General features: G+C 64.1%; 17 protein-coding genes. 10 read left to right on the top strand and 7 right to left on the bottom strand.

The features are described from left to right. The first annotated feature begins 236 nt into the window (after positions 1 to 236). On the top strand, positions 237 to 2,546 hold the full coding sequence (locus tag IVB54_RS22040) for an NADP-dependent malic enzyme (RefSeq protein WP_247776442.1): 2,310 nt from the start codon (positions 237 to 239) through the stop codon (positions 2,544 to 2,546). 291 nt (positions 2,547 to 2,837) lie between these two features. After that, entirely contained in the window at positions 2,838 to 3,290 is a 453-nt protein-coding gene (locus IVB54_RS22035; protein ID WP_018456294.1) for a DoxX family membrane protein, read from the top strand. Positions 3,291 to 3,301: 11 nt separating this feature from the next. Here the strand turns inward: IVB54_RS22035 and IVB54_RS22030 are convergent, their stop codons facing one another. The 4 genes from IVB54_RS22030 to IVB54_RS22015 form a co-directional block, all read right to left on the bottom strand. Then, a complete protein-coding gene (locus IVB54_RS22030) occupies positions 3,302 to 3,853 on the bottom strand; it encodes a dihydrofolate reductase (RefSeq protein ID WP_018456295.1) in 552 nt (183 codons plus the stop codon). 8 nt (positions 3,854 to 3,861) lie between these two features. Continuing rightward, entirely contained in the window at positions 3,862 to 4,887 is a 1,026-nt protein-coding gene (locus IVB54_RS22025; protein ID WP_018456296.1) for a polysaccharide deacetylase family protein, read from the bottom strand. A gap of 165 nt (positions 4,888 to 5,052) precedes the next feature. Then, on the bottom strand, positions 5,053 to 5,622 hold the full coding sequence (locus tag IVB54_RS22020; protein WP_085352959.1) for a glutathione peroxidase: 570 nt from the start codon (positions 5,620 to 5,622) through the stop codon (positions 5,053 to 5,055). Positions 5,623 to 5,714: 92 nt separating this feature from the next. Next, the gene (locus IVB54_RS22015; protein WP_247776441.1) at positions 5,715 to 7,295 is read right to left on the bottom strand and encodes a L,D-transpeptidase family protein; all 1,581 of its coding nucleotides are present in this window, start codon (positions 7,293 to 7,295) and stop codon (positions 5,715 to 5,717) included. A 208-nt stretch (positions 7,296 to 7,503) separates the two neighbouring features. Between IVB54_RS22015 and IVB54_RS22010 the strand changes: the two genes are divergently transcribed. Beyond that, the gene (locus IVB54_RS22010; RefSeq protein ID WP_026233134.1) at positions 7,504 to 8,052 is read left to right on the top strand and encodes a CreA family protein; all 549 of its coding nucleotides are present in this window, start codon (positions 7,504 to 7,506) and stop codon (positions 8,050 to 8,052) included. Between the two features lie 55 nt (positions 8,053 to 8,107). Here the strand turns inward: IVB54_RS22010 and IVB54_RS22005 are convergent, their stop codons facing one another. Continuing rightward, the gene (locus IVB54_RS22005) at positions 8,108 to 8,311 is read right to left on the bottom strand and encodes a hypothetical protein (RefSeq protein ID WP_026233135.1); all 204 of its coding nucleotides are present in this window, start codon (positions 8,309 to 8,311) and stop codon (positions 8,108 to 8,110) included. Positions 8,312 to 8,728: 417 nt separating this feature from the next. Between IVB54_RS22005 and IVB54_RS22000 the strand changes: the two genes are divergently transcribed. Further along, complete coding sequence (locus tag IVB54_RS22000; protein WP_018456302.1) at positions 8,729 to 8,893, top strand: hypothetical protein; 165 nt, start codon at positions 8,729 to 8,731, stop codon at positions 8,891 to 8,893. A 35-nt stretch (positions 8,894 to 8,928) separates the two neighbouring features. Beyond that, positions 8,929 to 9,291, top strand: a complete 363-nt coding sequence (locus IVB54_RS21995; RefSeq protein ID WP_026233136.1) for a hypothetical protein — start codon at positions 8,929 to 8,931, stop codon at positions 9,289 to 9,291. A 3-nt stretch (positions 9,292 to 9,294) separates the two neighbouring features. Here the strand turns inward: IVB54_RS21995 and IVB54_RS21990 are convergent, their stop codons facing one another. Together IVB54_RS21990 and IVB54_RS21985 are read right to left on the bottom strand one after the other, a co-directional pair. Continuing rightward, positions 9,295 to 9,543 carry a DUF6719 family protein gene (locus tag IVB54_RS21990; RefSeq protein WP_018456304.1) on the bottom strand — a complete coding sequence of 83 codons (249 nt, stop codon included), beginning with the start codon at positions 9,541 to 9,543 and terminating at the stop codon, positions 9,295 to 9,297. 67 nt (positions 9,544 to 9,610) lie between these two features. Beyond that, entirely contained in the window at positions 9,611 to 11,083 is a 1,473-nt protein-coding gene (locus tag IVB54_RS21985) for a PLP-dependent aminotransferase family protein (protein WP_247297464.1), read from the bottom strand. Between the two features lie 74 nt (positions 11,084 to 11,157). Here IVB54_RS21985 and IVB54_RS21980 point away from each other — a divergent pair, with 74 nt between their 5' ends. The 5 genes from IVB54_RS21980 (at position 11,158) to kynU (ending at position 16,336) form a co-directional block, all read left to right on the top strand. Beyond that, on the top strand, positions 11,158 to 11,883 hold the full coding sequence (locus tag IVB54_RS21980) for a pyridoxamine 5'-phosphate oxidase family protein (protein ID WP_247297463.1): 726 nt from the start codon (positions 11,158 to 11,160) through the stop codon (positions 11,881 to 11,883). A 53-nt stretch (positions 11,884 to 11,936) separates the two neighbouring features. Next, complete coding sequence (locus IVB54_RS21975) at positions 11,937 to 13,214, top strand: ArgE/DapE family deacylase (protein ID WP_018456309.1); 1,278 nt, start codon at positions 11,937 to 11,939, stop codon at positions 13,212 to 13,214. Between the two features lie 228 nt (positions 13,215 to 13,442). Then, positions 13,443 to 14,252 carry an alpha/beta hydrolase gene (locus IVB54_RS21970; RefSeq protein WP_018456310.1) on the top strand — a complete coding sequence of 270 codons (810 nt, stop codon included), beginning with the start codon at positions 13,443 to 13,445 and terminating at the stop codon, positions 14,250 to 14,252. A gap of 33 nt (positions 14,253 to 14,285) precedes the next feature. Continuing rightward, positions 14,286 to 15,125, top strand: coding sequence for a tryptophan 2,3-dioxygenase (kynA, locus tag IVB54_RS21965; protein WP_018456311.1), 840 nt, complete (start codon positions 14,286 to 14,288; stop codon positions 15,123 to 15,125). Between the two features lie 8 nt (positions 15,126 to 15,133). Then, positions 15,134 to 16,336, top strand: a complete 1,203-nt coding sequence (gene kynU, locus IVB54_RS21960; RefSeq protein WP_247776440.1) for a kynureninase — start codon at positions 15,134 to 15,136, stop codon at positions 16,334 to 16,336. The last annotated feature ends 46 nt before the right edge of the window (positions 16,337 to 16,382 follow it).

The raw sequence follows: 16,382 nt of genomic DNA, 5'->3' as shown, positions 1-16,382 counted from the left end.
CAGTTGCTCGCGTTGCAGCACGCAACCTGCCATATTCGCAAAGCAACGCGCGGTCCAGGGAAAGCGAGCGCTATCAGATATTTGACCGCGCGCCCTGTTGATGGGGCCGCAATCGGATGTTGCCACCGGGCCGCCCGACGTGCTTCATCCCGTTTCCATGACCCGGAAATACCACCCGAAGGCGGGCCGGTCAGGACAACGTAGTTTGAGGCCGGTAACGCGAGGCAAGACACCGCATGTCGTCCTATTCTGATGATCTCCACCAGGCGGCGCTGGCCTATCATCGGCTGCCGCGCCCCGGAAAGCTCGAGATCCAGGCGAGCAAGCCGCTCGCCAACCAGCGCGACCTCGCGCTGGCCTATTCCCCCGGCGTCGCCGCCGCCTGCATGGAGATCGCCAAGAACCCCGCGGAAGCGGCGACGCTGACGATACGCTCCAACCTGGTTGCCGTGGTTTCGAACGGCACCGCCGTGCTCGGCCTCGGCAATATCGGCCCGCTGGCCTCGAAGCCGGTGATGGAGGGCAAGGCGGTCCTGTTCAAGAAATTCGCCGGCATTGACGTGTTCGACATCGAGATCGCGGCCGACACCATCGAACGCGTGGTCGAGACCGTGGCCGCGCTCGAGCCGACCTTCGGCGGCATCAATCTCGAGGACATCCGCGGACCGGAATGCTTCGAGATCGAGGCGCAGCTCAAGGAGCGCATGAAGATCCCGGTCTTTCACGACGACCAGCACGGCACCGCGATCATCGTCGCCGCCGCGATCACCAACGGTCTGCGCCTGAACGGCAAGAACCTGTCGGACGTCAAGATCGTGGCATCGGGGGCAGGGGCCGCAGCGCTTGCGACACTGAACCTGCTGGTGTCGATGGGGGCGCAGCGCAAGAACATCTGGGTCTGCGACATCGACGGCCTTGTTCACGAAGGCCGCAACACCACGATGGACCGCTGGAAGGCGGTCTATGCGCAGAAGACCGACAAGCGCACGCTCGCCGACGTCATCGGCGGCGCCGACATCTTTATCGGCCTCTCCGCACCGGGCGTGCTCAAGCCCGAGATGGCCAAGGCGATGGGCGACAAGCCGCTCATCATGGCGCTCGCGAATCCGACGCCGGAGATCATGCCGGAGGAGGCGCGCAAAGCCCGTCCCGACGCCATGATCTGCACTGGCCGCTCCGACTATCCGAACCAGGTCAACAACGTCCTGTGCTTTCCCTTCATCTTCCGTGGCGCGCTCGATGTCGGCGCCACCGCGATCAACGAGGAGATGAAGCACGCCGCCGTCGAGGCCATCGCGCAGCTCGCGCGCGAGGCGCCGTCCGATGCGGTCGCGCAAGGCTTCGATACCGGCGAGACGCAAGGGTTTGGCCCGGGCTCGCTGATCCCGAGTCCCTTTGATCCGAGATTGATCCTGCGCATCGCGCCGGCGGTGGCGAAGGCCGCGATGGAATCGGGCGTTGCGACCCGGCCCATCACCAATTTCGACGAGTACACCGCGTTGCTCGAGCGCTTCGCCTTCCGCTCCGGCCTCGTCATGAAGCCGATGTTCGCCAAGGCCAAGACCCAACCGGTGCGCGTGATCTACGCCGAAGGCGAGGATGAGCGCGTGCTGCGCGCCACCCAGGTGGTGCTGGAAGAGAAGCTGGCGATGCCGATCCTGGTCGGACGTCCGTCGGTGGTCGAGGCCCGCATCGAGCGCTTCGGCCTGTCTATCAAGGCCGGCAGGGACTTCGACCTGGTCAATCCCGAGGACGATCCGCGCTACCGCTCCTACGTGCAGTCCTATGGCGAGGTCGCCGGCCGCCGCGGCGTGACGCCGGATGCGGCGCGCACGGTGGTGCGCACCAACAACACCGTCATCGCGGCGCTCGCGGTGGTGCGCGGAGAGGCGGACGCCATGCTCTGCGGCGTCGAGGGCCGCTACATGAGCCATCTGCGCCATGTTCGCGAGATCGTCGGGTTCACCCCGGGAATCAGCGACTATGCGGCGCTGGCGCTGCTGATCACGAGCAAGGGCGCCTTCTTCATCGCCGACACCCAGGTGCGGCCCAATCCGAGCGCCGAAGAGCTCGCCGAGATCGCCTCGCTCGCGGCGGTCCACGTCCAACGCTTCAACATCAAGCCGAAGATCGCCTTCGTCTCGCATTCGGATTTCGGCAGCTACGAAACGGAATCCTCGCGCAAGATGCGCCGGGCAACCCAGCTCCTGAAGGAGAAGCATCCGGAACTCGAGGCCGACGGCGAGATGCAAGGCGACACCGCGCTCTCGGCCGCCGCGCGCAAGATGGTGCTGCCGCACTCCAAGCTCGAGGGCGAAGCCAACATCATGATCATGCCAAGCCTCGACACCGCCAACGTCGCCTATCAGATGATCAAGTCGCTGGCGGACGCGCTCCCCGTCGGGCCGATCCTGATCGGCCCGGCGCGCCCGGCTCACATCCTCACCCCGTCGGTAACGGCGCGCGGCATCCTCAACATGACCGCAGTGGCTGTGGTGGAAGCGCAGGAGCGCGCGTCGCGGCAGCAGCCGACGTTGTTTACGTAGGGCGTGCGTGGCCTTCCCCTCTCCCCTTGTGAGAGAGGGTGGCTCGCCGCGGAGCGGCGAGACGGGTGAGGGGTTGCTTCCGCGCGCACATTTCTCACGGTTGAATTTGCAGAGCGAGACCCCTCATCCGGCACTGCACCTTCTCCCACAAGGTAAGAAGGTGCAGTGCCGGGCCACCAACTTTGAATTGCTCGCAGTTAGCCATTTCCCCGTTTGTAAACCGGCGAATGTATCTTCATAATCGCGAAGTGCTTTCGCGAGAATTCAAAAGCCTGAGCAAAGAGGCCGATCATGCCAGCGTTCGTAACTTTCGGGCGGATCCTGTTCGCCGTGCTGTTCATCTACACGGGTGCGGCAAGACTGTTTGCCATGCAGGCGACCGTTGATTTCATCGCCGCCAAGGTCGTGATGCCCGACATGATCGCGCCTTACGCCAAGCAGATCGAGACGGCGACGGCCATGACCACGCCGCAACTGCTGGCGATCGCAGTCGGCGTGCTCGAGATCATCGCAGGCGTGATGATCGCGCTGAATTTCGGCGCGCGCTTCTTCGCGATGCTGATGATTATCTATGTCGCGGTCGCGACCTTCCTGTTCTACGACTTCTGGAACCAGGTGCCGCCTGACAACGGCAAGATGCTGGTCGACGCGCTCAAGAACCTGTCGATCATCGGCGCCCTGTTCATGATCATGGGCTACGGGCGCGCCACGCGTCCGGCCGAAGCGGCCTACGGGGACGTATAAAGGTTAAGCCACTACGTCCTGCGCCATGGCGTCACCGTCACGTCATGCGCGGCGTCGAGCAGATACGGCGCGCCCGGCTTCATCCCGTGTGAGGCCAGCACCTCCTGAGGCGTGCGCCCCGGTACTTCGACAAAACAGCCCTCGCCGCGGGGCAGCCGAAGGTGCGGGGCTTCCGACAGCCAGAACGTATCGTAGCGATCCATGAACATGTCGAACACGACGGGGCCGCCGATGATTGCGACGGTGCCGGAAGCGACATCGGCGAACGCACAGGCGTCCTCAAAGCTGGTGTGAGCCGGATTCCACAAGGTCGCGTTCGGCATCTCGGGATCGACGGTCAGAGTCTGGATCTTGCGGGTCAGGATCAGGCGCTTGCGCTTGGGTGAATTCGGCTGCTGCTCATGCGAGTGACGGCCGTGCACGATCAGCGCGGCGCGATCGAGCGCCTGCTCGAAGAACAGCTTGTCGCCTTCGAACTTCAGGCTGTCGGGCATGACATGGTCGGCGTCCGCGAGCATGCCGTCCGCGGAGACGATGACGTAGCCTTCGATCCGAAAGGACAAGGGCGCGGCTATTCGGAAACCGTTGTCACGACGCTGTTGACCGGCCGGGTGCTCACCGTCGGCAGCTTGACGTCCTTGAGCAGTTCCTGGTCGTATTCCGGCAGCGTCGAGGCCGGGAACTTGGCGCGCATCGCCACCACCTTGTAACCGCCGGCCTTCAGGCGCTTGAGCAATTCGGGCAGGGCTTCCGCAGTGTGCTTCTGGAAGTCGTGCATCAGGATGATGCCCTTGCCCTTGCTGTCGAGCTTCTTCATGACGGTCTCGATCACCTTCTCGGGCTTCGAGGCCTTGAAGTCGAAGGAGTCGATGTCGCAGGAGAAGATCGCTGTGTTGCGGTTGCCGAGATAGGTGACCATCTCCGGCGGATGCTGGAGCGCCGGGAAGCGGAAGAAAGGCGAGGGCGAAATGCCGCCGAGCGCCCATTTCACCGCGGAAAGACCCTTCTCGATCTCTTCCTTGCGCTGCGCTTCCGTGAGCTTCTTGTTGTTGAGGTTGGCGTGCGACCAGGTGTGGGTGCCCACGGTATGGCCGGCCGCGTAGACCTGCTTCAGGATCTCCGGCTCGTAGGTCGCGTGCTTGCCGATCGAGAAGAAGATGCCGGTGGTGCACTCGTCGGCGAGCGCCTTCAGCACCGCGGGCGTGTTCTTGGGCCAGGGGCCGTCGTCGAAGGTCAGCACCACTTCGTGGTCGCGCAGGAAATCGAGCTCCTTGAAATGCTCGAAGCCGAAGCCAGGACCGCCCGTGGTGTCGATCTCGACGGTGCGGGCGACCCCAAGCGCGCCCGGCGTGTTGCAGGCTGCGCGGGCGGGCTGGGGCGCCTGCTTAGGCGGCGGAGGATTGACGAAGCCCGCCGGCGCGGCGGCTGCTGCAGGAGCGGGTGCGGGAGCTGCAGCGGGCGCAGCCGCAGCCGGTGTTGCCGCCGGTGCGGCCTGCGTCGCGGCGGCGGGCTTTGCAGCCGGGGTCTGCGACCATGCCGCGCCCGTCATCGCCAGAGACATCGCGCTTGCCAATATCAGTCCTGCCGCCACACGCATGGTGTTGTCCTCGAGATTGATCCCGTTGTTCCGCCGCGGCTTTTCGCCTTCGGCAAAACCATCCTGCCCATAACAATCCTAGCCTAGATGGTGGGCCCTCGCCATTGCAACGGCTGTTTGGCGCGCCAGCCCAATTGTGCCCAACCGGGTTGGGGACGCGTGGCGTCAAGTGTCGGCCAGCGCCTTGGCGATCGCCGTCTTGATCCGCGTGTCTGTCGGTTCGACCGCGGATGCAAAGACATCGGCGATATAGCCGTCCCGGCCGATCAGATATTTGTGGAAGTTCCAGCGCGGAACTTCTCGCGGGCGCGCCTCTGCCGCCCATTTGTAGAATGGATGCGCCTTTGCACCGACCACGATGGCCTTGGCCGCGATGGGGAAGGTAACGCCGTATTGGTGGTGGGCGGTTTCCGAGATCTCACTGGTGCCGCCGGGCTCCTGTCCGCCGAAATCGTTGGAGGGCACGCCAATGACGGTGAGGCCGCGTTCGCGAAACTCGCTCCAGATGTCTTGCAGGCCGGCATATTGCGGCGTGTAACCGCAGAGCGAAGCGGTGTTCACCACCAGCAGCGGCCTGCCAGTGAAGGCCGCAAGGCGGATGTCGTCGCCTGACAATGCCGGGAAAGAGAAGGCGTAGGCGGAAATTCGGCTCATGCCGCCATCCGCCAGTGCACGCGTCGCCGGCGCCAGCGTGCCTGCAAAGGCGGCGATGAGTATGGTCCTGCGGTTCATCATAACGGCGTCCCCCGAAATGATCCGGGGCGCATGTTACCCCGTCGGTGCGAGCGGCGTCGTCAACACGGCGTTATCTGCCGCGATGAGGCGCGTTAGTACAGGCGGACGATGAAATCGGTGCCTTCGCCAGTCTCGCCCTGGTTGATGCCCTGGTCGGAGACGATGATCGAGCCGCCCGATGTCAGCATTTCGTTGATCCTCGCGATCGTGTCGGCCGGGATCGAGACGCGGTCCAGGGCCTCGGCTGGACTGTCCGGCGGGACCACAGGCTTTACGGCGACGGGAATCACCGCCGCGCCACGTTGGCGGCCTGTCACGCGGCCGTCATCTTCGCGCGCGGCAGAACGGACCGACACTGGCAAGGACACCACCGACCAATGCAGCGCATTGGAATCGGCCTTGTCGATTTCGGCGGTAAAGACATGCGTGCCGAGCGGCCGATCACTCGCGGCGATTGTGACAGGCACCTCGAACAGCGGCGCAAAGTTCTGCCGCACGTAGAGCTTGGAATCCTTGCGGCTGATGAAGACCGCGATCTGGCCCGCTCGCTTGGGCGCTTCAGGTTTTGCCACGGGCGCCGGATCGGCAACGCGGGTTTCGTCCTTCTTGACGTCGGTCGTGGCCGCCTGCGCTGGCGCCGCGGCCGGTGCATCGGATGTCTTCGCGAGTTCGGACTTCGGCGTCTCCGCGGCGTCGACAGGCTTCGCTTCAGTGTTCGCGGGCTGCGCGGCGTCTCCGGCCTCTGGCTTGGCCGCGTCCGCCGCCTCAGCGGGCTTGGTCTCGGGCTTTGCCGTTGTCTCGGTGTTGTCGGCCGATGCCGGGGCCTCCTCGCGGGCTGGGGCATATCCGGTGGTCACGTCCGACATCACGGTGTGGCCGACCGACGAGCGCAGCTCGGGCACGCCGTCGGCGCTGGCGGTTTTCGTTTCAACCGGCTTTGCTTCGGTGGCCGCGGTATTGGCTGTGCCCTTGTCGGCCTTGTCGCCGGCATTGGTCTGCGGCTCGAGGCTGGCCGCGGGTTGCGGTGGCACGCGCAGCGAGGCAAGCAGCGGATGTGAGAACTTCTGCGGCGACATCTGACCGGGCGAAACGATCACGCGCGCGCCCATCCTGGTCCAGTTCCACATCTTCACCGCGAACGCCATCGGCATGCGGATGCAGCCGTGCGAGGCTGGATAGCCCGGCAGCACGCCGGCATGCATGGCAACGCCCGACCAGGTGATCCGCTGCATGTACGGCATCGGCGCGCCGCTATAGATGTTGGAGTGGTGGAATTTGTGCTTCTGGATGACGCTGAACACACCCATCGGCGTCGAATGGCCCTTCATGCCCGTCGAAACCGGGGATTCCGCGAACACGCCTTTGCTGTCGTAGACCGTGACCTTCTGCCGGTCGATCGAGACGACGATGACGAGAGGACCTTGCGGTTTGGTGCCGGCTTCTTTTTCGGCAACAAGGTCTTTTTTGCCGACCGCACCGCGCTTCTGCGGTTGGCGCGGGACGTCGAGATGGCGCTCCTGGCGCCCGTAGGACCCGTCGGAATAGTCCGTCCAGTAATAAAACGCTGCGTCCGCCTGGCTTGCCGTGCCGATCGCACCCGCCGCCGCCAAAATGGCGACCTGCCAAAGCCGCGTCGGCTTGGCAGAAAAACCGGCCCCGTTCACGCTGTTCATCCTCGAATCCATAATCCAAATCAGATGTTAGTCTCTCAGAGGGGATACGCGTTCACCAGCATGGCGGTTCTGCCATCAGCTACATTTGTCCAAAGCGTAGCAAAAAAGCCTCACGGAGCGGTAAACGGCGGCCGTGTCGGCTTGCCGGTCGTCTTCCTGATCGGTCGCCTCATCCCTACATTGCTGGAAGTTGTTACCGGAGAGGTTCATGTCATCTCGTTTCCGCAGTCTTTCCAGCATCCGCTTGAAAGGCCTCGCTTTATTCCTCATGGCGTTGACCGTGCCGGCAGCGTCCGCCTTCGCCGCCGACGAGCCGGATCTGATCTTTCGCCGCTCGACCGTGTTCAAATGGATGAGCCCGAACGACAAGCTTGCGACCTACGGCCTCGACGATCCTGAAGTCGAGGGCGTGGCCTGTCATTTTACGGTGCCGGAGAAGGGCGGCTTCAAGGGCTGGCTGGGCCTTGCCGAGGAAGTCTCGGACATTTCGCTCGCCTGCCGTCAGGTCGGCCCGATCAAGTTCAAGAACAAGATGGAGCAGGGCGACGACATGTTCCGCCAGCGCCGCTCGCTGTTCTTCAAGAAGATGCAGATCGTGCGCGGCTGTGACGCGAAGCGCAACGTGCTGGTCTACATGGTCTATTCGGACAGGCTGATCGAGGGTTCGCCGAAGAACTCGACCTCGACCGTGCCGGTCATGCCGTGGGGACCGGCGGACGCCAACGTCCAGAAGTGCGGAGAGTTCTTCACTCAGTGACGCTCTTGCGTTCACTCAGTGACGCTCTCGCGTGCACTCAGTGAGGGGTTTGCGTTCACTCGATGATGTCAGCGCGGATGGCGCGCGGTTTTGCAAGATGCGAGCCGGTCAGCCGCACGAATGACTGCGGCGTGGCCTCAAAGCCCCGGCTCGATTGTAGCGCCATTTCGCCAGGCGAATGGCTGTGAACAGGTCGTTGCTCCCGGCGGTCCGTTCGTTGGTCCGCATCGCGCGTCGTTGCGCGATTCTGCGCGGTCATGATGGCTGTTCCTCACATGAACACGCTCGGCGATGCTCGGGCGTCCTCGGTCTCGATAGCTTGGGTCGCAGTCGAAGCGCCCCCGGTTCGACAGGACCCAGCCTTCGTTCGGCTTCTCTTCAGCAGAAAAACGTAAAACGCATGTGAAGGGTGTGAGGCGGGATCATGACGGCGCCGGCGTTCCGCGGCGCATCCGAGCTCGCCGGAACCTGCCAAGCTACATTGGGTGACCGCACGACCCATCTGAAAAGATTGAGATTTTCCATGGAATATGTCGTCGCCTCGAGCGGGACGAAACAATTCTCACGGAGACGAAACCATTTTCCGGCTTTGGCGCATCACGCGCGAAACCGCCCATGGTTATCAACCTCACGACGACGACGGCGCACGCCGGCCACCGAATTCGGAGAGAACTTCATGCGCACGCTCAGCCTCATCCTTGCTTTCGGTTTCGTGCTCGCCGGCTCCTCGTTCGCAGGCTCGCCGGACGGCAATGTCCCGGGTATCGGTACTTTCCAGTACAGCGGCTCGCCGATCATGATCCCGGCACCGCAGCCGATCGTGGTTGCCGCGCGCTTCTGATCGCCAACAAGAAAAATCAGCCAATAAAGGCCATCATGCTTGTTCGTTCCTGCGCTGCGGCGTTCATATCCCTTCTGACGATCAGTGCCGTTCAGGCGCAGGTGCGCTCTCCATCCAGATTACCCGATCCCCGTACCGAGTTCGTGAGGCAATGCGCGCCGCGCATGCTCGGACGGTGGGAGCATCCGGAAGAGGTCTGCGGCTGCCTGCATGATCATGCTGCCGCCGTCGTCGAGGATCGCGATCTTCGCGAGGCCCTGCTGCGCGGCATCAGCGAGACCGGGGTGCCGACGATCGAGACCGACTGGGTGCCGGCCGCAAAGCAGACCGAAATCGGCCCGACCTTCACCAAGATCGCCAAGCCGACCCTGCAATGCATGTTCGATCCGGCGAAGTAGCGCTCATCGCTTTGATTTTGGACCAAACCGCGACACACAGATGCTCGTCCGTGCGACGCCCTTGTCGGTCATTTTGGCGCCTCGCACTTCCTTGACCTGTCCGGCGGGACAGGTTCCGTCGTCCACTTGAACGCGCTGGCCGAGCTTGAGGTCGACGATGTCCTGCTCGCGTCCGACGGTACCTGCGCGCGCTGTCGCAGCGAGTGCGATGAAGATCAGGAGCGAGAGGCAAGTCGCGCGGCGTAGCAGCATGGTGAGAGCTCCCAGCATCGATGTCGCAATGTAGGGAGCGGCAGCCGATTCTCATAGTGAACGTTCGTCATGCCCGCCCGGCCGGCTTGCTCCTCGCGCGCAAGGCCGCTCGCGATTCCCGCGCGAGTCGTTCGGCGGAGGCCACGAGCTTCGAAACCGCGTGGCCGGAAAATCCCAGCACGAAACCGGGCTGTGGGCGCGCGCGTGAATAGGTGTCGGCCAACAGCCAGCCTTCGGCGCCCGCGGCCTGCTTGGCTTTCGCCGCCACAGACAGATCGACCGAGGGATCGAACCGGGCGACTAGATGCAGACCCTGTGATGGGACCGGCACCGACAGCACGCCATCGGATGCGGCTTCGAGCCTCCCGGCCAGCGCGTCGCGCGCCTCGCGGTAAAGCTTGCGCACGCGCTTCAGGTTCGCCGCGAACGCGCCGGAATTGAGCATGTCGGCCACCGCACCCTCGATCAGCGTGCCGGGAAAGCGGTCGAGCGCAGCCCGCGCCGCGGTCACATCCGCAATCAAGCGCTCGGGCAGGGCGCAATAGCCGATGCGCAGGCCCGGAAACAACGTCTTGGCGAACGTGCCCATGTAAATCACGCGCTGGAGGTGATCGATGCCGGCCAGCGACATCAGCGGCGCGCCGTCGTAACGGAATTCGCTGTCGTAATCGTCTTCCAGCACGAAGGCGCCGGCCTGCCTGGCCCAGTCCAGCAGCTCGAGCCGCCGCGGCATCGACATCTGCACACCCAGCGGAAACTGGTGCGACGGCGTCACATAGGCTGCGCGCGCGGACGGCGCCGCTGCGCGGCCTTTGGCGACACGCATGCCGTGCGCGTCGACGGGAACGGAGACGGCACGATAGCCGCAATGCGCGATGGTTTTTCGCGCGGCGGGGTAACCTGGGTCCTCGCACCAGACCTGATCTTCGGGCTTCAGGATTGCGCTCAGCAAGATGCGCAGCGCGTGCAGCGTGCCTGACGTCAGCATGATCTGATCGGGATCGCAGCGCAGGCCCCGCGCCGACAACAGATGATCGGCGATCGCCGCACGCAGTTCGCGGCTGCCACGGGGATCGCCATAGTGCAGATGCTCCGCGCCGAAGGCGCGCATGCGACGGCCGACAAAGGCCCGGAAATGCTGCACGGCACGCGCGTCGATATGGGTGCAGCCGAGTGAAAACGCGCCTTGCCCCGGCGTTTCGACGCTGATCTTGGGCCGCTTCGGCTCGGCCGCGCGCGCGGGGATGCGCGCGGCGACGAAGGTGCCGGAGCCGACGGTTGCGTCGGCAAAGCCGTCGGCGATCAGCCGCTCATAGGCGGTGACGACGGCATTGCGCCGAAAGCCGGTCTGTTTGGCCAGCGTGCGCGACGGCGGCAGCGGCTCGCCGGGTTTCACCAGACCGCCGACGATCATCTCGCACAGTGCCTGATACAGCCGGTGCGCCGACGAGGCGCCAGCCGTGATGTGCGGGCCTGCGAGGTCGAGCGGCAGCTCGGCTTTGGCCGGCGAGGGGACAGAATTGGTCGGAATTTTTCGCATGGAATTGGCACTATCGCAGACCAAATCCACGGATACAACTGCTCTGGAATTGTTCAAATCCGACAGGAGCGGCCGTGAGCCAGACCGAGAACCAGAATTCCTATCCGACATCCGCGCGCAATCAGGTGAAGCGCCGTCACGACCGCGGCTTCTACGATCACGACACCGTTCATCGCATCCTGGATTCCTCGATGCTCTGCCACGTCTCCTACGCCATCGACGGCCAGCCCTATTGCACGCCGACTTTCTTCTGGCGCGAAGGGACGAAACTGTACTGGCACGGCTCGAGCGCCAGCCGCATGCTGCGCAACCAGACCCTGGGCGAGCGCGTGTGCCTGACGGTCGCCCATCTCGACAGCCTGGTGCTGGCGCGCTGCGGGTTCAATCACTCGGCCGATTACCGCGCCGTGATGGCATTCGGCACCGCCTATCTCGTCACCGATCCCGAGGAGAAAGAACGCGCGGTGATCGCGATGGTCGACCGCTTCTTCCCGGATCGCACCGCCAGCCTGCGGGCGAGCAACACGCAGGAGATCAAGGCGACCTCCTTTATCGCGATGGAGATCGAGGAAGCCTCCGCGAAAATCCGGGCCAAGGGTGTCGCCGACGACGACGAGGACTATGAATTGCCGATCTATGCCGAGCGCATCCCGGTGCGCACCGTGCTCGGTGCGCCGGAACCTTGCCCGCGGCTGCTCGACGGCGTGAGCCGGCCGGCGACACTGAATGGCTATTCGGAGGGCCGGCTGCTCGAAGACGCATTGCGGGATGCCTATTTTGCAGAGTACCCGAACGGCTGAAATCGGTTAGCTTACGCTCCATCGATGATCTCAATGCCGATTGGAGTTGCCTGATGAATGCCGAAACGCAGCAGAGGATTCTTGACGCCGTTGATGCCGGCTTCGAAGCCCAGCTCGCGACCACACGCGATTTCGTCGCGATCCCCTCGACGCGCGGTGCGGAGGGGCCATGCCAGGACATGATGGGCGACCTCCTGCGCGCGCGCGGCTACGAGGTCGACGACTGGCACATCAATGTCGACGACCTCAAGGATCTGCGCGGCTTCGGGCCCATCGAGCACGATTTTTCGAAGGCGCGCACTGTGGTCGGCACGTACCGGCCCAAAACCGAGGCGGGCAAATCGCTGATCCTCCAGGGCCATTGCGACGTGGTGCCCGCGGGGCCGCTGGAATTGTGGGACACCCCGCCGTTCTCGCCCGTCATCAAGGACGGCAAGATGTTCGGTCGCGGTGCCTGCGACATGAAGTCGGGCACCATCGCAGCGCTCTCCGCGCTCGATGCGATCAGGGCCGCGGGCCTGAGGCCGACGGCGCGGATTCACTTCCAGTCTGTGATCGAGGAGGAGAGCACCGGCGTCGGGGCGCTCTCGACGCTTCAACGAGGCTATCGTGCGGATGCCTGCTTCATTCCTGAGCCGACCGGCGGCAAGATGGTGCGCTCGCAGGTGGGCGTGATCTGGTTCCGCCTGCGCGTGAAGGGCCATCCGACCCATGTCGCCTTCGCCGGCTCCGGCGCGAATGCAATCATGGCGGCCTATCATTTGATCCAGGCGCTGCAAAAACTCGAGATCGAGTGGAACGAGCGCGCGAAAGCCGATCGTCACTTCAAGACGCTGAACCATCCCATCAACTTCAACCCCGGCATCATCAAGGGCGGCGACTGGGCCTCCAGCGTGCCGGCCTGGTGCGACGTCGATTGCCGGATTGCCGTGTTGCCCGGCTGGTCGATCGCCGAGCACCAGAAGGAGATTCTTGCGTGTGTCGCCGCCGCCGCACGCAACCACCGCTTCCTCGCCAACAATCCGCCGGAGATCGAATGGTCGGGCTTTTTGTCGGAAGGCTATGAGCTGACCAATGCCACCGCGCCTGAGGCGGCGTTCGGCAAGGCCTTCAGCACCGTCTATGGCGGCCAAATCGAAGACCTCGTCTTCACCGCGCTTACCGACACCCGCTTCTACGGCCTCAATCACGGCATCCCGAGCCTGTGCTTCGGCGCGAGTGGCGGCGAGATGCACGGCTTCAATGAATATGTCGATCTGGACTCGCTGAAAAAGACGACCAAGGCAATGGCGCTGTTCATCGCGGATTGGTGCGGGGTGGAGCAGGGGTAGCCCTCGTGTCCCGGACAGAGCCAGGACCCACGTCACCGCACATTTGGACCGCGGTTCAGCAGCGCATCGTTTCACGCTGCGCTGCGCCCTGGGGAACGAACCATCTTCCGGCTGCCCAATCCACCGGCGCCCAAATCCTTTAAGCTTAAAGAAAGACTAGGATGCCGCCCGCGCTGGTGGCAGACTGGCGCCTGGTCCACAAGGCCTTGAGTCCGTCGAGGAAGCACGATGCGCGATTGGGATGACGCCTACGCCAATTCGGCCCATATCCCGGGCTCGGACAAGATACCGGCGCTGTGGGCGGAGCGGGCGGCGGCTTATCGCGCCGGGCTGAAGGAGTTTCGCGCTGACATCGCCTATGGCCCCGGTGAGCGCCAGCGCCTCGATCTGATCTTGCCCGACGGCGACAGCAAGGGCCTCGTCGTGTTCGTCCACGGCGGCTACTGGATGCGCTTCGACAAGTCGACATGGACTGATCTCGCCGAAGGCGCGCGCCATCACGGCTGGACGGTGGCACTGCCAAGCTACACGCTGACGCCGGCCGCGCGCATCTCCGACATTACGGCGGAAATCACCACAGCGATTGCCAAGGCGGCCTCGCTGGTCGCGGGCCCGATCCGGCTCGCCGGCCATTCCGCCGGCGGGCATCTCGTTACGCGTATGCTGTGCGACGACAGCCGGCTGGAGCCCGCCGTCTACAACCGCGTCGCCGGCACGCTGTCCATCAGCGGCCTGCATGATCTGCGTCCGCTGCTCAAGACCAGGATGAACGACACCCTGCGCATGACGATGGAGGAGGCGACGCTGGAAAGCGCGGCGCTGCATCTGCCGCGCGGGCCTTCGCCGGTGACCGCCTGGGTCGGTGGCAACGAGCGGCCCGAATTCATCCGCCAGTCCGATCTGATGGCCAACGTCTGGACTGGTTTCGATGTGCCGACGCGTCTTGTCGTCGATCCCGGGCTGAACCATTTCACCGTGATCGACGCCCTCAAGGACCCGTCGTCGCCCACCACCGCGCGCCTGATCGGCCTCGACTGACGAGGCCTTGAAGATCGATCGAAAGGGCCTGCCATGACGTCCAGCCAATACGATCCCGCAAGCGAAGGCGCTGAGACCGATTTCGCCCGGCGCATGTCCTATGGACACTATCTGGCGCTGGACGCGATCCTCGGCGCGCAGCATCCCCTGTCGGAAGCCCATGACGAGATGCTGTTCATCATCCAGCATCAGACCACCGAGCTGTGGATGCGGCTCGCCATCCACGAGCTCAGCGCCGCACGCCGTTCGATCGCGAAGGATGAGGTGCAGCCTGCAATGAAGATGCTGGCACGGATGTCGCGCATCTTCGAGCAGCTCAACGGCGCCTGGGACGTGCTGCGCACCATGACGCCCAGCGAGTATACGCGCTTCCGCTCGCAGCTTGGCCAGTCCTCAGGCTTCCAGTCGCGGCAATACCGGCAGATCGAATTCCTGCTCGGCAACCGCAACCACGCCATGCTCAAGCCGCACGCGCACGATCTGGAAACAACGCAGCTGCTCGAAGCCGAGCTCGCAACGCCAAGCCTCTATGACGAGGTGCTGCGGCTCGCCGACCGCAACGGGCTCAAGATGCCTGCGGCCGTGCTGGCGCGCGATGTTCGCGAGACTCATAGCTTCAATGAAGGTGTGCTGCAGGCTTGGCGTATCGTCTACGAGGCGCCGGAAACGCACTGGATGCTCTACGAGCTCGCCGAGAAGCTGGTCGATTTCGAGGACTATTTCCGGCGCTGGCGCTTCAACCATGTGACGACGGTCGAGCGCGTCATCGGCTTCAAGCGCGGCACCGGTGGCACCGGCGGCGTCAGCTACCTCAAGCGCATGCTGGAGGTCGAGCTGTTTCCGGAACTCTGGCGCGTGCGCACGATCCTGTAGAGAATTCCATGACCAAGCTTCGCGTCTACGACGACACCAAAGCGCTGTTCCATATGCCGGACGGTGTGATCTATCTCGACGGCAATTCGCTCGGCGCGTTGCCGCTTGGCATTGCCGAGCGCGTCAGCCGCGTCATCACCGCCGAGTGGGGCGATGACTTGATCCGCGCCTGGAATACGGCTGGCTGGTATGCCCAGCCGCGCCATGTCGGCGATCGCATCGCGCGCCTGATCGGTGCGGAAGCCGGCTCCGTCATGGTCGGAGATACGCTGTCGCTCAAGGTCTATCAGGCGCTCGCCGCCGCGCTCGACATGAACGCGTCGCGCAAGGTCGTTCTATCGGACACCGGCAACTTTCCGACCGACCTCTACATGGCCGAAGGCCTGATCGCGACCCTTGGCCGTGGCCATCAATTGCGCCTGGTGGCGCCGGAGGAGATCGAGGCTTCGTTGTCGGAGGAGATCGCGGTGCTCTACATCACCGAGGTCGATTACCGCACCGGACGGCGCCACGACATGGCGAAGCTGACTGCAAGAGCGCATGCGCTCGGCATCGTCACGGTCTGGGACCTCGCGCATTCGGCCGGCGCGCTGCCGGTTGACCTTGCAGGCACCGGCGCGGATTTCGCCGCTGGATGCACCTACAAATACATCAACGCCGGCCCCGGCGCGCCGGCCTTCCTCTACGTTGCGCCGCGCCACGCCGACAGCGTGCGCGCCGCTTTGTCGGGTTGGATGGGGCATGCAAAGCCGTTCGCGTTCGAGCTTGCCTATGCGGCCGCAGGTGGCGTTGAGCGCATGCGCGTGGGAACGCCGCCGGTGCTGGCAATGGCGGCATTGGAAGCTTCGCTCGACATCTGGGATCGCGTCGATATTGCCGAGGTCCGGGCCCGCTCGCTGGCCCTCGGCGATCTCCTGATTGCCGAGGTCGAACGCCGCTGTCCGTCCTTGAAGCTTGTTACGCCGCGCACGCATGAGCGTCGCGGCTCTCAGGTCTCCTTCGCCTACGGCGGCGGCTATGCCGCGATGCAAGCTCTCATCGACCGCGGCGTCATCGGCGATTTCCGCGCGCCTGACATCATGAGATTTGCCATCACGCCGCTGTATATCGGTGAGGGCGAGATCGTGCGGGCAGCCGAGTTCATCGAAGAAGTGATCGCGGGCGAAATTTGGCGGCGGCCGGAGTATCAGGTGGTGAATGCGGTGACGTGAGGTACGAACGCTGTCTCCCCGTCATTGCTTTGCCGCGAAGAGCAAT

Origin of the sequence: Bradyrhizobium sp. CW1 (genome assembly GCF_023100665.1) — a bacterium.
GTDB classification, from domain to species: domain Bacteria; phylum Pseudomonadota; class Alphaproteobacteria; order Rhizobiales; family Xanthobacteraceae; genus Bradyrhizobium; species Bradyrhizobium canariense_D.
This window is presented reverse-complemented; position numbering and strand designations above follow the sequence as displayed.